The following is a 15,182-nucleotide window of genomic DNA, read 5'->3' as shown; positions in this document are numbered from 1 at the left end:
AAAATCTGCAAACCTCTTGACCGGTATAACAGACCGGTATAACACTTTGAAAAAGGCCTTAACCAGCTATAATTTCTCAGGCTGGAAATAAAATTGAGATAAAGTTATTTTTGTTTTTTAGGAATTTATTTTTATTCCTTTTATCCTTATTTTTAACTAATTTTTCGATCATAATAAATCGGATTTGCAAAAATTAACGGTTTATATATAAACTCATTATAGTTTATTTTATAATGTGTTCTCATTTCACCTCTCTTTCAGAGTCTTCAATTCAGAAAGCACTTTCTCCGCATGCTCTGCGGCTTTAACATTATCCCATACTCTGACGATTTCTCCTTCGGGATCTATGAGAAAGGTGGTTCTGACAGCGCTTGTGACTTCTTTGCCCCGGAAGTGTTTTGGGTGCAGGACGTCGTATATTTTATGGACGCTTGCCTGCTCGTCCGCGAGAAGCTTTATTTTAAGTTCTTTCTTTTCAATAAACCGCCTGTGGGATTCTACACTATCTCTGCTAACCCCAATAATCACAGCATTTTCGGCTTCAAAATCTTTTCTTAAGCAACTGAAGTTTTTTGCTTCAAGGCTGCACCCTGGCGTATTATCTCTCGGATAAAAGTAAAGGATTACCCATTTCCCTCTCAGGTCTTCAAGGCATGTCTTATTCCCTTCCTGGTCGAGAAGGCAAAAATCCGGAGCAGATTGCCCTACTTTCAGTGAAGTTTTTACCATATTTTTCCCCCGAAGTCATGTTATATTAATGAGGTTACTTAATTACTATTTAAAAATAAATCGTTTATAATTATTCTAAAAATCAGTTACTTAATAATTATTTAATAATTATATATTATTCGTATCATTTCATTCGTATCATTTCAATTATATTAATCAACTGTTTCTTTCGGCTCTAAAATTTTATCATTTATGCTTCCAGGGGAGGACAGCAGCTTCAAAAGCCAGAAGAGGGCCTATTAACCACCCTGATCAAAATAGAAGTCCGGATATTCCTAAAATAAAGAAGTAAAGTCGTTTTCTTCCTGATGTTTTACCGTAATTTTCATCTTTGAGACTTAAAGCTATTGCAGCAACTCCGATTCCTATACTGATCAGGATTAAAGTGATAGTAATAACGATTCCTGAGGAATATGAACTTTCACTCAACGAAATTAACATCTGAAAAATGTATGTTACTCCTGTACTCAGAAAGAAAAGGCCTGCAAGTATTCCTGAGATGCGTTCGGGATTGAAACTGGCGACAGTTTCTCTTCGTAAGAAAATTGCCAGAAGCCCGGCTGCTAGAGTTATCGCAAGTGGAGTAAAGATCAATATCAGGCTTTGCCCTTCCCAACGGTAAATCTTTACCTGGTTCAGGGGTATGGATATCCATTCTTTCAAGGTGAAAGTTTCTCTGTATCCTATAACTATTCCATAATTCCCTTTTTTTGGGATTTCTCTTTCATGTATACTTTTTCCCTGTATTGGATCTTCTCCCTCTATCAAACCCGCTTCCTGTATTGCACCTACAACAACATAATATGTTCCGCTTTCCGGAGCTTTGATATCGAGCTTATCAAGCGAGTAGAAGGCGCTTGGGGTAAATCCTTCATATACAGGACTTTTAGGCAGGCTATCGGAGAGCACTTTTGCTCCATCTCCTTCGGGCACTTCCAAGCTATCGGGTATTTTTCCCTCATCCTCAATTCCCGGCCCGATAAGAATCAGGTTTGGGGTAAAACCCTTGTTTCCTTCTTCAACGGGAATTGTAAGCCCAAGTACAATTCTCTCTTCTTTTTCCATTTTAAAACTATAATAATTGAGTTCCCCGGAAGCAAGCTGCCCGTAAAACACTCTTGATTTCGAAGGATCTTCAACCTGAATTGCTGTTCCAGGATTTTTCCCCTCCCCTCCGAAAATCGGTACGTGGGCAAGTACAGGAATTAATAAAAAGTATACAATAGCCAGCAGAAAAATTCCAGAAAGCCAGAATGTTTCCTGTCTCATGGACTATTTTTTCTCAAGTAGTATGTAAATAGATATAAGAACAAGGGATCAGACACAGAACATGAGACTCAATTTTCGCGTTAAGTAAAACTCTTTTCTCTTTCCGGAAACTCTTTCTTAAATGTGCTCGAAATTCATATTATGAGAATCTGGGATATACCTCCTGAGAGATTATGCAGGCAGCATCTTCTAGGAGAACACCGTGAGTTACATGCTCTCTGGTCTATAATCACCAATAATAAGAAAGCTTATGCTCATCATCCAGAAACGATGCGTTGGAGAGGAAAGCTCAAAGCTCTTTACCTGAGACATGAATCGCTTGTTCATGAGATGGCAGAGCGAGGATATAAACATCATACTCCTCTTGACCCTGCCTTTGCGATAGGAAAAGCCGTTCAAGACGAGTTTGTTGATTCTTACGAAGAACAGGTCCGTCTCCTTAAAGAAAGAGGATGTGATTGCAGGGTTTGAATCGGTTTTCTCAGGATAACTGGATTCAGCTCTCATGAAGAGATTTCCGGTTTTCAACTTATTCTATTTTTTTCAATTATTAGGCCAATAGGGTAAAATTTAGAAATCGGAAATACAAACCAATAAATGAAGAAAAGAAGGAATAGAGGAATAAAGTAAAGGATAACTGCTACTTTAAATGCCGCTTTTGTTTATTGCCTTACTTTAGTGATGAGAGCAACTGCAGGTGCCATTAGTAGATATTTCTCGCAGCAATCCATTGTTATAGTTCTCAACTGCATTGGAAACCTTTCCAGTTGCTCCTGCAAATACTTTGATATTCTTTTCAACCAATGACATTAATGGCCTTCCGCCGATTCCCGAGATGAGTACAGCATCAACATTGTGTGATTTCAGGATTATTGAAGGAGCAGCGCAGTTATGCTTTCCTTCAGGAGACAGATTGCTTATCGATTTAAAGCTTACAATATTTTTATTATCTACATCTACTATAGTAAAATATTCGCATGAGCCATAGTGAGCACAAACATCAGATTCCAGTCCACTGTCACTCATCGACGGTATTGCAATTTTTGTCATTTTCTACACTTCCTGTTTTATCATTTACTACCGCTTTACCCTTATTTTTGGGGCAGCAGTAATTATTCTCAATGAACCTTTTTCCTCTTCCGTCGCCGCCGACTCGATAAATTATCTTGGAGCCGCATTTAGGACAGCTAGTAGGACGATCCTCATTGCATTGTAATTCCCACTTATTCTTGCATCCATTACAGAGGAATTCGACCTTGCACTCGCCACTATTTACGTACTCTCCTCCAGAGATTTCTATCGCTTTGCCGTTAACAAGTGCATCTACCACTTTCTTTCGAGCCTTCTGCAGGTCACTCCAGAAGGTTTTTCTGGAGATGCCCATCATATCTGCGGCCTCGTTCTGCTCGACTTGAAGGAAATCGCAAAGGCGGATACTCTCAAGCTCTTCTATGGACAGATTGATAATTTCGAGATCGCAGAGAGGAACCTCCCTTGGCTTATAATATGTAGCTTTTGGGAGGCATGATACCCTACGCTTAACCCTATTGACCATCAAAATACACATATGCGACGTATTATATATAATTTACTATTCGCAGTAATCAGTTTTAAACTCTGTGTAATAACTTTAAAAAAATTATCACTGATGATATTGATTGAAAATATGTGTATGAGATTTCTTTCTTAATTCTAAACAAAAATTTTAAATTTTTTATTTACCCAAAAGTGTTTCATGTTTAAAACCAATAAATAACAAGCTTTTCCTTCAGTTTATCATTCTATATTTTATTTTCCGTTTGGGGGTGCTTTCTATGGACAAGTTAAAAACTTATTTCAATCCTGAAATCGAAACCATGGGCAGAGAAGAACTGGATGCTCTCATAGAGGAGCGGGTACGGTACACTGTAAAATATGCGGCAGAAAATTCTCCTTTTTACAGAAAGTGGTTTGAAAAACAGGGCGTAGCCCCGGCTGAGATTAAAACCCATGAGGACCTTCTGGATCTTCCCATAATCTCTGGGAAAACTATCCGCGAAAACCAGCCGCCTGAGGCAGGGGAATTCATGTTCAGGAGCGTGGGATGGGAGGACGTTTTCACAGTTCATGAGACCAGTGGAACCAGCGGAATTCCAAAAAGCTTCTTTCTTACATGGGAAGATTGGGAACGGTATTCGGAAAAATACGCCCGTATTTTTAGGTCACAGGGATTTGGTCCTGGAGACAGGGTTGTTGTCTGTGCTTCTTACGGGATGAATATAGGGGCAAACACTATGACCCTTGCAGCCAGGCAGCTTGGAATGAGCATTATTCCTGAGGGCAAATGTACGTTTCCCCTGCGTGTTATCGAGGCTTACAGGCCTACAGGTATAGTAGGCAGCGTATTTAAACTCCTGAATCTCGCCAGAAGGTTACGGGTAGAGGGTACTAATCCTTGGGAGTCAGGCATAGATAAACTGGTCGTGGGAGGAGAATCTTTTGCTGACGAATCGAGGAACTATCTTTCCGAAATCTGGGGATGTCCTGTGTATAACACCTACGGGAGCACGGAAGGCACGATGTGTGGGGAATGTGACGAAGTGTCGGGTCTGCATGTGCCTGAAGATCTCGTCCACGTTGACATTTACGATCCCCATCTCGAGAATTATGTGCCTGATGGAGAATGCGGAAGAGTCATCCTGAGCACATTGCTGCCTGTTGGAGCAAAAGCGGGAAACCTTCTTTTAAACTATGATACTGAAGACACAACTGTAGTGCTTACGCGCAAACAATGCCCCTGCGGAAGGACGCATATGAAAATCATGACTCCACAGCGGGAGGCCGAAACAGTATGGGTAGAAGGTGCTCCTTTTAACCGAGTAGATGTGGAAAGGGGAGTTTTCCAGCGTGAAAACATGGACTACCTGACCGGAGAGTATGAGGCTTTTCTTTATGGCGCAGAGGATGAGGAAGAAACTGTACTAAGAGTCAGTATGGAATGTGAAAATCCTGAGATGTGCGATCGGGTTCTTGTAGAAGAGAATTTTATTCATGCTTTTCTCAAGTATAAGCCTCCGCTTTCCAGGGCTTATGCCGAAGGCACTTTCAAAATCATATTTAACTTCACAGGCCCTATGGGGCTTGAACTGAACAGGATAAAGGGAAGACCTAAAAGACTTGTGGACAGGAGATAAGAGAGCAATGACACAAAGACTGTTGAAATAAGTGTCAAGAAGGTATTCTTATGCTGGAAATTTTATTCGTACTGGAATCTATATATAAAATTTTCTTAAAGTCTTGTTGAAAAAAAAGCTAGTTAAGACTTTCTTTTTACCTTCTGTTACATTTTTATATTATTTTTTCCTTGACTATTCTAATTATCCAGAATCTGTTTTCTGATATCTGTTTTTTCATAATAGATAAAGCTGATTACTAACTGACAAAATAAGGTAAAAACGTAATTAATGGCCAATAATAGAAGAAAACTAGCTCAAATGAATTTGCTCCTGAATCTTACTAACGATGGTAATCGATGTTGTTTTCTCCAGGATGAATAATTAATTTTTCCAAAATAAAAAAGCCTGTCTATTTCTCTCGTGGCGAATGTAAACCATTCCCAAAGATTAATATTAGTAAAGAACGAATATTTGTAATCAACTCTTTTATATTAATGGCTAAGTGAAAAAAACATATATATTGCTACGTATAATTAAGTAAAGTATTAACTTGTAGACAAGTTCAAGATTACTTGGTGATACTATGGAAACAGAACTTATGAGGATAGGGGTTTCCCTTCCCGATACCCTTTTGGGTAAATTTGATGAGATCATCGAAAAAAGAGGTTATTCTTCCCGTTCGGAAGGCATTAGGGATGCCATCAGGAGCTACATTTCTTATTACGAATGGATGGGAGACATTAAAGGTTACCGTGTCGGAACCGTTGCGGTTATTTACGACCACACGAAAAGGGGGCTCTCAAATGCCCTTGCAGATATTCAGCACCAATATTCTCACCTGATTAAATCCTCAGTGCATATCCACCTTGATCATGATAACTGCTTTGAAGTAATCGTTCTGGATGGAGACGGCGAAGAGATTAAGGAGCTTGCCGAAGCTATAATGGCTCTCAAAGGGGTAAAGTTCTCTAAGCTTACCACTGTAGCCTCAAACGAAAAGATTTGATCTTCCCTAGCAGGGCAGGAATCTGCGCTCGAAGCATTGAGGAAAGTAAAGACTGGAATAGAGAAAAAAAGTTCTAAAAGGGAAAGATTTCAAAGAGGAAAAAGTTCCTCTTAATTTCTTCAATCGACGCTTTTTCAAATTTCTTATATATTTCAGGGTACGTTTCCGAGCTCCGTGAGATCATAACTCTAGAAACTCCAATCTCTTCTCGAGTCCACAAGACCTGCTTCTTTTTATAGTTTAAATTCTTTGATGGGTCTGATTTGCACGTACTTTAAACAGGATAGCGATTTCTCCAGCACTTTCATTCTTTGAAAGGCTTCAACGGTTTATTTTTTAAAGCATTTTGACCAGTTATTTGCTCATCCTTTCAAAACTTCCTTGTCCGTGCAAAGTACCTCTCTCCACCTGAGTCCTAGCTCCGAGAGGGAAAAGCCGCCTCCGATCAAAGTAATTGAATTCTTTATAATATGGTCAAGCACGGCAGCCGTAAACCCGATTTCCGGGTTGATTCCCCCAATTCCAAAGACTGCAGTAAGGGCAACTTCATATGTTCCTATAGCTCCAGGCGTTATAGGAAAAGTTTTTGCAATATTTCCTAGAGCTACAGCCAGGAAAATCAGGGATATCATATATGTAGATGAAATGTTCACCCCTACTGTCGGAAAAGATTTGAGGACAAGGAAACAGGTGAGTATATCTGTTCCCCATATAAGAAGAGAAGATGCGGTCACTGCAAGAAACGCACTCGGCTGTACGGCAACGATACTCATCTGATGAAGAAAAGTAGCTGCAAAGCTTTTTATTTTTCCAGAAAACCCATTCTGGAAATTATCCGTTCCCAACATTTTTGTAGTGAAGTTTTCTCGGAAAGACACAACAAATAGAATTAAAAAGAAAAGTACTACTGCAAGTCCAGACAGCTTTATCAGGGAGTCCATCCATGGGGCGAGTTTAAAACGGGAAGCAGCACCTGAAGACGCAAGTATTGCTATCGAAGTAATTGCAACTACATCAAAGACTCTTTCTACAGTTAGTGAGGAAAAGCTAGTTGTATAGTCAAGATCTTTGCTTTTTTTCAGGATATACATCCTGCTTAGATCTCCTATCCGCGCCGGGAGAATAACGTTTGCGGACTGGCTGATAAAAATGCTTCCTGTAAGAAATCCAAGCCCGTATTGATTTCCGAGTCTTTTAAGGATCTGCTGGAAGCGGACTCCTCTTATGGGCCAGGAAATACAGTATACCAGAGAGGCAAGCCCCAGAGTCCTGAAGGATGCCTGCTTTATATTTCCCAGAATATCGGATGCGCCCAGGAAGGTTGCAACAAATGCAAGGATCAGGATTGCGAGGGTGGCTGTTAAAAAGAATTTTCCTTTTCCTGATACTTCAAGTGGGAATGAGAGTTCCCTCCTGAGTCTGAATATTTCGGACCCCATTCCTTTGACATCTTTTGCCAGATTAACCTTGCTTGACCCTCCATGTCTCCAGTAAACCGGAAATTCTATTACCCTGTATCCTTTGTGATGGGCTCTTACGAGTACTTCAGTATCCCAGAACCAGTGTTCATTCTCTACCTCATCGAGGAATTCAAAGAGAGCTTCTCTTCTAAAAGCTTTAAAACCACACTGGTGATCATAGAGTTTTGAGTGCAGAAAAAGCCTCACTAGAATATTATATCCTCTGCTTGCAAACTCCCGCTTAAAAGGCCTTTTCGCATCGCTTTCGCGCATCATTCTTGAGCCTGTTGCAAAATCATAGCCATCCGTGCTTACAGACCGGATTAGCTTTTCCAGATATTTCATATCTGTCGCAAGGTCCACATCAATATAGCAGAGGACCTCTCCTGAAGCGGCCTTAAAAGCCCGGTTAAGAGCTTTTCCCCGTCCCTGCCTTTTGTCCGAATGCAAGTGGACAACGTAAGAGTACTGTTCCGAGAGACTGGAAGCAATCCGATCAGTACCATCCGTGCTACCGTCTTCGGCTATAATGATCTCGAAATGATCAGTTATTTTTAAAAGTGTCTCAGCTGTAACTAAGACAGCTTCCTCTATATTCGCTGCCTCGTTATACGCCGGTAGAACCACCGAAACGCTGGTAATGGATAACCCCCCTTAATTTTCATTCCAGTATTAGGAGCGAATTTCCTATTTGTATAAATAGACTTTTATATAACTCCCAAGTTTAAGGTTCCCCCTAAAAACCGAAAACTCAGAATTCTCTTTTTACTTTATAAATCTGGACTGAGTCCTGGTAAACCAGTTCAAAATAAGTTTCGTCCTCGAACTTATCCGTCCTTATATCATACATCTGCCGTTCAAGCTGACCGATATACACATAGCTTACTTTATATTTATTCATAAGCTCAAGAGCTTTTTTTTTACTGCCGGTACTGTAAATGGAATTTACGTCTTCAAGCCTTTTCCTGATTTCTTCTTGGTTTCTTCCCCAGAACTGTTCATGTCTTGACCAGCCAATAACTGTAGGAAGCCCGGTATTTGTCGAGACACGGGAGATATAACTATAACTGCTATCATCTGAGGAAGCTTCAAGAACTACTGGAGTACCTTTGATATTTTCCTGAACCCATTTTATAGCGTCGTAATCCCCCTTATCGATCCCTTTCATATATTCCATGCCGTCAAGGGTAGGTTTTGCATTCATATCCTTTATTCTTGTAATGGTAGCTACTATAGGAAAAACACTACATGAGAGAACTAGGAGCAAAAGTGAGATCGTCCAGACTTTCTTTCCATAAATCATGCTCGAAGGAAGGTTACTCTCATTCATGGTTCTGTAGCGGAGATAAAGCTCATAGAATGAATAAGAAGCTGCAATAGCCAGAAAAATCCATAAATGCATGTAAAATTTGAAAACCGTATTCATGCGGGCGAAGCTCCCAGAAATTGGGTCATCTAGGAAGATTATTTCGCAGATAAGGGCTATAAATGCAGCTGCTGCTGTAAGGAGAGATACAAATCCTGCGTTGCTCCTTTCCGGAAGGTCTTTTATGAAGGAATAGAGTGAAAGGACAAGTAAAGGGAGAAGGATCACAAGCAGGGGAGTAGCCCATTCTCTGGCAAAGAATGCAGCTATTCCTGTCCACAGGATGAAATATTGTATTTTTCGTTTGGATTCTATGCGTGCGATAAGGAAAGAAAAGGTCAAAAAAAGAAAGAGGCTGAACAGGATAAGGAATTCTTCAATCGTTGTCCTGATTTCCGGCTGAACAAAGTCAAATCCACCTGCGGCTTGAGGTTTAAAAGATAGGTAAAAAGGCAAATATGGAAGAAGGCTAAAAATAGAAACTAGAAAAATTGTTCCCAGAAAGCCGGTAATGGAGCTAGATAAGCTTTTATTGCGGATATAATGCCCGTAGTAAAAAGCAAAAATAACTGCAAACATCAGGCCAAAATATATCGGGAAATCCCAGGAATTGGAAGGAAATAAAAAGCCAAAAGATATTGAAAAAATAAGAAGAGCCAGCATACTTTCAAAGATTCGGTTGCTATCTTTCCTGATATATATGTTCAGGAGGAAAGCAAGTACCAGAAGCTGGAAAGGAATTGCAAGCATATGAGAATGCAGGTCACCGTGTATGAAACTGAAGTACGGAAACTCGTTTATCGTATACGGGATAACTCTCGAACTGCTCCAGTAGTATCCCATTGGGACTGTCTCCTTGGTAAAATATACGTATATGAATTCTTTAAGCCCCTGTAAATTTCCTAGCAAGATTACGGATACTGAAGTGAGGATCCCACATCTGATTTTTCCATGAGTAAGATTGTATCCAAATCCGAAAAGGAGATTGAAGGAAAGGGCGAAAGTGAGTGCAATAGCCAGATTGAAGAGCATGGATGGTTCGACAGAAAGCAGTTTTCCCGGAACTCCAACCGAAAGGTATCCGAAGTAATAATAAAATTCGAGGGAGCCGCCTGCAAACCAGGGATCTCTCGGAGGAAACGAAGAAGTTCTCATTACTGTGTTCAGAAAAGCAAAATCCATAAACTTTTCATGCCTGTAAATCTCAGGGAGATACATGCGTACAAGCAGGAAAAAAAAGAACCCTGCGGCGAATAAAAGTTCATTTGATAACAGAATCTTCTTTTCTGGTAAAGTCCTTTGTTTTCGATAAACAATTATCGATATAAGGCAAAGTAAAAGTACTGAGATCAGGATCGTGCGTCTGTTAAAACCCCATACATAAGAAAAAAGCCAGGCAAGATACGTAACGAGCACTATTCCCAGGGTCTTCGCTGCAGAATATCCTCTGTCAGCAAGCCGATTTCCAGTTATTCCGGCAAGAGGTATGGAAATCAAGCCCAGTACTTCAATGAAAACAAACCAGAAAATTACATGAAGATACTCTAACACAGCTCTCTTCCCTTTAAAATTGGTTTTTTAACGTACACTTTCTAAAGCCCCACTCTATTGAAGTGTACTTTTCATGCACAAAACCTGTATTCAAAGCCTGAGCTTTTTGTTGGTTCTGAAAGGTCACTAAAGGTCAATATTGGTTCTGAGAGGTTATTGAAATCTTCCAAATACTTTTGCAGTCGGTATTCCTGTTCCCCAACTTTTATTTACCTGACATAAGTGCCGATAATATGTATTTTAATAATATGTATTTTGTAAATAGATTTATATTTTTATCGTATGGAAAAAATTTTCTTTTTCTTCCAATTTTATCTTTTTTAAATTTTACATGATTGAATTCTCTCTAGAGGCCTGTAACAAGCCTTCATTATTCACTATTCCTCTGTATTTCCTTTGTATTCAGGTTTTTGTTCTTTGTGTTCGGCTTTGCTAATTCTTATCTCGCTAATTCGTATCCTATTTTGATTTCATTAGTAACTAATATATACGTTAAAAATGTATAAAGATCAAATTAGTTTCACAATGTAACTAATTCAAACATAGTACTTCTAGAATAATTCTCTGAGAACAGTTATCTGAGAACAGTTATCTGAGAATAGTTGTTCGAGAAAAGTTATCCGAGAATAGTTCAACATATGAAAAAAGGCTAGATCGAAACAACCTCTGGTCTAGTCTGCCGCCAAACAGATGCGGTAAACCTGCATGCTAGCTTTCCGAATTCGATTATGGCTTTTTAAATACACAAAAAGTAGCACGCTTTACTAATCTTAAGAGATCTTCAAAAGAAAAAAGAGACATAACGAGACATAATATATGAATTCAAAAAAATCAAGATTATGGACTAACGATTTTGTAGTCATCTTCGTTGAAAATTTTATAGCTGCTTTAAGTTTTTACTTATTAATGATAGTCATGTCTGGATATGCGATGAGTAAATTTAATTCATCCCCAGGTGAAGCGGGCTTTTCTGCCAGCATATTCATAATTGGCGGACTTATCGCACGTCTGTTTGTCGGAAAATGGATCGGACAAGTCGGTCATAAGAAGACCCTTTACTCGGGAGTTATTTTAAGCTTAATTATGACGCTATTATATTTTAGGATTAATAATATTTTTCATCTGTTTACTGTCCGCTTTCTTCATGGCATGGGATTTGGTATTACTACTACAGCAACGGCTACAATCGTTGCAAATATTATTCCTATGGAAAGGAAGGGTGAAGGGATTGCCTATTTCGGATTAAGTCAGATACTCGCAACCGCTATCGGCCCCTTTTTAGGTATGTTCATTAGCCAGTATGGCAGTTTCGTCATGATTTTTGCTACTTGTGCAGTTGCCTCAGCAATCAGTCTTGTAATTCTGCCATTTTTATCATCCTTACATAAAATGGAATTAACAAAAGAACAGCTGGAGAAAATGAAGGGATTTAAATTTAACAACTTCTTTGAACCCAGGGTAATTCCAATTTCAGTTGTTTGTATGTTTATTTTCAGCTGTTATTCGAGTGTTGTGTCCTTCCTTGAAGTGTACTCCAAGGAAATTCATCTCGTGGATGCAGCCAGCTTCTTTTTCATAGTATATGCCGCAGTAATTTTAGTTTCGAGGCCGATTATTGGTCGACTGTTTGACTCCAAAGGTGAAAATGCAATCATGTACCCGGCAATTCTTACATTTACGGCTGGAATGATACTGTTTAGCCAAACTCATCACGGTTATACACTTTTGTTAGCCGCAGCTTTGATAGGGCTTGGATTTGGAGCTATACAGTCCAGTACTCAGGCCATTTCTGTTAAAATAACTCCACAACACCGTATGGGATTGGCGAATTCAACCTATTTTGCGTTTTCAGACATAGGAATGGGAATTGGGCCTTTAATGGTTGGATTTATTATTCCTTTTACTGGTTACAGAGGAATATACATGCGCATGGCAGTTTTTGCGGTGGTGTGCCTGCTATTGTATTATTTATTACATGGGAAAAAAGCTATGCGCAGCAAAGGCGTTGGACATTTCTAAATAGTGTCTGAAAGAAGATATAAACCTAAAAATCTACGATTATAATCTCAAATTAGTTTCATTCGTTATTAATTCTTAACTAGCTTATTCCAAAGCAAACTTCCCGGTGTTATAAAATGGAGGATAAAATCATGGCAGATCCAAGAGAAATCCTCGGTTCGATCGCCATCATCTACCGGAGCCATCTAGCTTGTATGGCAAAAGAACTCGAAGCTTACAGGATCGGAAGCGGACAATTTTATTTTTTAATGGTTTTATACCGCAAGGATGGCATATCTCAGGAAATTCTTGCAAAAACGCTTAAAGTTAGTAAAGCAACAAGTACAAGAGCGATCAAGAACCTGGAAAAAGAAGGTTACGTGTACAGACAAAGAAATAAAAATGACCTTTGGGCTTACAGGGTTTATCTGACTGAAGAAGGAAAGGAAGTAAGAAAGGTGATTCTGGAAAAATTGGTTCTTTTTGCCGATATGCTCCTTTCGGATTTCACACTGGAAGAAAGAGAACTTCTCAGGCGGTTGATACGTAAGGCTTAATTTAAATTTCATGAATCGGAATTCAAGCTCCTTATTTTTGACAGGCTGATCGATGAATAAGCGCGATAAGAAGTTAGTGGATTTGTTCTATTGTCATCGACTATCTGATTTTCAGATAACCTCCAGTACCTCCTGTTATCTTAATATAGATCTTTATGAATACTGATAGATATGAAAATGCAGATTAACGGAAAGGCTGTAGAATCGTACAGCGGCGAGTTTTTCTATATCATAAACCCGGCAACAGGTGAACTTATTGACCAGGTTCCGAAAGGCACGGAATATGATGTGGAGATAGCGGTTGAAGCTGCATCTTCAGCTTTTAATTGTTGGGCTTCCACATCTCCGCAGCAAAGAGCCAGGATTCTTTACACAGCTGCAGGAATTGTAAGACAGAGGAAGGACGAACTTGCCATCCTGCTTACCCGGGAACAGGGTAAACCTTTTGCCGAATCCAAAAACGAGATTGAAGGTTTTGCAAATGTCCTTGAGTATTATTGCGGGCTTGCAAGCAGTTTTCACGGAGATTTCATTCCGGTTCCACAAAATGGGTACTCTTTTACCATAAAGAAGCCTTTAGGGGTCTGTGCAGCCATAATTCCCTGGAACATGCCTGCGCTTATTATGGCATGGAAGATAAGCCCTGCCCTAATTACAGGAAATACGCTTGTCCTGAAACCTGCAAGCAATACTCCCCTTACTAACCTTACCCTGGCTTCTATCCTGAGTGAGGCAGGACTTCCTCCAGGTGTGATCAATATCGTTACAGGCCCTGGTGAGGTTGTGGGAGAAAGTCTTGTTAAGAGCCCTCAGGTGAAAAAGATCTCCTTTACTGGAGAAGCCAGAACCGGGAAACGTGTAGCCGAACTTGCGGCCGGTGGGATGAAAAGAGTAACCCTTGAGCTTGGGGGGAGTGATCCCATGATCGTCTGTGATGATGCAAATCTTGAGACCGCAGTTTCAGGGGCACTTCGGGGAAGATTTTACAATTGTGGACAGACCTGTACTGCTGTAAAGAGACTGTTTGTTTTTGAATCTGTGGCTGAGGGGTTCATAAAAAAACTTGAAGCAAGTATCCGGAACTTAAAGGTTGGAAATGGGCTACACGAAAACATTGATATGGGACCCCTTAATAACTGCAGGCAGTGGGAATATATAAAAGAGCTTGTGGCAGATGTCGAAGAAAAGGACGAGGGAAGAATAGTTGCAGGAGGCAGAGTTCCAGAGGGTAGCGCCTACAGCAGGGGATATTTTTTCGAGCCCACTCTTGTTGTAGATGTACAAAGGGAATCCAGGCTTTTGAAAGAAGAAGTATTTGGCCCAGTATTGCCTGTAGTGCAGGTAAAAAATCTTGAGGAAGCAATTGAAGAGGCAAATAATACCTGTTATGGGCTTGGGGCCTCTATTTGGACAAAAAATATTGATAGAGTCCGTACAGGGTGCGAACAACTGAATGCAGGAATTATCTGGATAAATCAGCACCTTAAGGTCGCTCCTGAAGTTCCTTTCGGTGGTGCCGGAGAGAGTGGAATAGGAAAAGAAAATGGGCCTGATGCTCTATCTGAATATCTTGATCTAAAAGCATTAATGCTAAAAATTTGAATGTAGTAGTGCTAAAAAATTGATGCACTGAGCAAAAATAAGCTATGAAAAAGCCCTGTCATTTAAGAACAATAAAATAAAGATTTTTCGATGAGCCAGTTAATATGCAGCTCATCGGGCTTTTTTGAATACCGTATCAATAAATTACAGAAATACTAAGTTCTACAATTTACTTTTTATAATATTTAGGCAGAAGCTGCATGAATTCGGAAGCTTCCATAACCGGCACGCTGTCAATTACGCAGATATCCGACCAGGGCAGATTGAAAGCTCCATAAGCCTCGGCACTTTCTGCTTCGTAAAGAATATAATACCGGTTTCCAGAAAGGTCAACCCATTGGTTTATGATATTGATTCCTTCTGGAATTTCCAGTTTCTTAAAATGTTCAAGGATCTTATCGCGGTTCGAAGGGTCCCAGGTACTAACGTCCATGAATAACATCTTTTACCACTCCTCTTATTTTCACGCTGCCAATACCCCTTCCCGGA

The 15,182-nt window shown here is 39.8% G+C and carries 12 protein-coding genes and 1 pseudogene; 6 read left to right on the top strand and 7 right to left on the bottom strand.

Annotation, left to right across the window (positions count from 1 at the left end):
- Window positions 1-246: 246 nt before the first annotated feature.
- Window positions 247-729 carry a peroxiredoxin gene (locus tag BP549_RS09500; protein WP_292380081.1) on the bottom strand — a complete coding sequence of 161 codons (483 nt, stop codon included), beginning with the start codon at window positions 727-729 and terminating at the stop codon, window positions 247-249.
- 252 nt (window positions 730-981) lie between these two features.
- A complete protein-coding gene (locus tag BP549_RS09495) occupies window positions 982-1,998 on the bottom strand; it encodes a hypothetical protein (protein WP_292380079.1) in 1,017 nt (338 codons plus the stop codon).
- A gap of 141 nt (window positions 1,999-2,139) precedes the next feature.
- On the opposite strand from BP549_RS09495, the gene BP549_RS09490 reads away from it, so the two are divergent.
- Window positions 2,140-2,469 carry a pyrimidine dimer DNA glycosylase/endonuclease V gene (locus BP549_RS09490; RefSeq protein WP_292380077.1) on the top strand — a complete coding sequence of 110 codons (330 nt, stop codon included), beginning with the start codon at window positions 2,140-2,142 and terminating at the stop codon, window positions 2,467-2,469.
- A gap of 204 nt (window positions 2,470-2,673) precedes the next feature.
- Here the strand turns inward: BP549_RS09490 and BP549_RS09485 are convergent, their stop codons facing one another.
- Both BP549_RS09485 and BP549_RS09480 read right to left on the bottom strand, forming a co-directional pair.
- Window positions 2,674-3,048, bottom strand: a complete 375-nt coding sequence (locus BP549_RS09485) for a NifB/NifX family molybdenum-iron cluster-binding protein (protein ID WP_292380074.1) — start codon at window positions 3,046-3,048, stop codon at window positions 2,674-2,676.
- A gap of 217 nt (window positions 3,049-3,265) precedes the next feature.
- A pseudogene (locus BP549_RS09480) lies at window positions 3,266-3,565 on the bottom strand (DUF134 domain-containing protein); the annotation flags it as partial.
- 247 nt (window positions 3,566-3,812) lie between these two features.
- Between BP549_RS09480 and ftsA the strand changes: the two are divergent.
- The gene (gene ftsA / locus BP549_RS09475; protein WP_292380072.1) at window positions 3,813-5,171 is read left to right on the top strand and encodes a coenzyme F390 synthetase; all 1,359 of its coding nucleotides are present in this window, start codon (window positions 3,813-3,815) and stop codon (window positions 5,169-5,171) included.
- 565 nt (window positions 5,172-5,736) lie between these two features.
- The gene (gene nikR, locus BP549_RS09470) at window positions 5,737-6,159 is read left to right on the top strand and encodes a nickel-responsive transcriptional regulator NikR (protein WP_292373957.1); all 423 of its coding nucleotides are present in this window, start codon (window positions 5,737-5,739) and stop codon (window positions 6,157-6,159) included.
- A gap of 362 nt (window positions 6,160-6,521) precedes the next feature.
- On the opposite strand, the gene BP549_RS09465 is transcribed toward nikR, so the two are convergent.
- Together BP549_RS09465 and BP549_RS09460 are read right to left on the bottom strand one after the other, a co-directional pair.
- Entirely contained in the window at window positions 6,522-8,246 is a 1,725-nt protein-coding gene (locus BP549_RS09465) for a flippase-like domain-containing protein (protein WP_292380070.1), read from the bottom strand.
- Between the two features lie 124 nt (window positions 8,247-8,370).
- Window positions 8,371-10,536: a DUF2298 domain-containing protein gene (locus BP549_RS09460; RefSeq protein WP_292380069.1), complete on the bottom strand. Its 2,166-nt coding sequence runs from the start codon at window positions 10,534-10,536 to the stop codon at window positions 8,371-8,373.
- An 816-nt stretch (window positions 10,537-11,352) separates the two neighbouring features.
- On the opposite strand from BP549_RS09460, the gene BP549_RS09455 reads away from it, so the two are divergent.
- The 3 genes from BP549_RS09455 to BP549_RS09445 all read left to right on the top strand — a co-directional run bounded on the left by BP549_RS09455 (window position 11,353) and on the right by BP549_RS09445 (window position 14,693).
- Window positions 11,353-12,555, top strand: a complete 1,203-nt coding sequence (locus BP549_RS09455) for an MFS transporter (protein WP_292380067.1) — start codon at window positions 11,353-11,355, stop codon at window positions 12,553-12,555.
- Between the two features lie 131 nt (window positions 12,556-12,686).
- Complete coding sequence (locus BP549_RS09450; protein WP_292380066.1) at window positions 12,687-13,091, top strand: MarR family winged helix-turn-helix transcriptional regulator; 405 nt, start codon at window positions 12,687-12,689, stop codon at window positions 13,089-13,091.
- A gap of 171 nt (window positions 13,092-13,262) precedes the next feature.
- Window positions 13,263-14,693 carry an aldehyde dehydrogenase family protein gene (locus BP549_RS09445; RefSeq protein ID WP_292380064.1) on the top strand — a complete coding sequence of 477 codons (1,431 nt, stop codon included), beginning with the start codon at window positions 13,263-13,265 and terminating at the stop codon, window positions 14,691-14,693.
- A 169-nt stretch (window positions 14,694-14,862) separates the two neighbouring features.
- Here BP549_RS09445 and BP549_RS09440 read toward each other — a convergent pair whose 3' ends face one another.
- On the bottom strand, window positions 14,863-15,135 hold the full coding sequence (locus tag BP549_RS09440) for a DUF3303 domain-containing protein (RefSeq protein WP_292380061.1): 273 nt from the start codon (window positions 15,133-15,135) through the stop codon (window positions 14,863-14,865).
- Window positions 15,136-15,182 lie beyond the last annotated feature (47 nt).

The organism is Methanosarcina sp. UBA289, assembly GCA_002496565.1.
Taxonomy (GTDB): Archaea; Halobacteriota; Methanosarcinia; order Methanosarcinales; family Methanosarcinaceae; genus Methanosarcina.
Note: the sequence above shows the minus strand (reverse complement) of the source record. Positions and strands in the feature narration are given on the sequence as shown.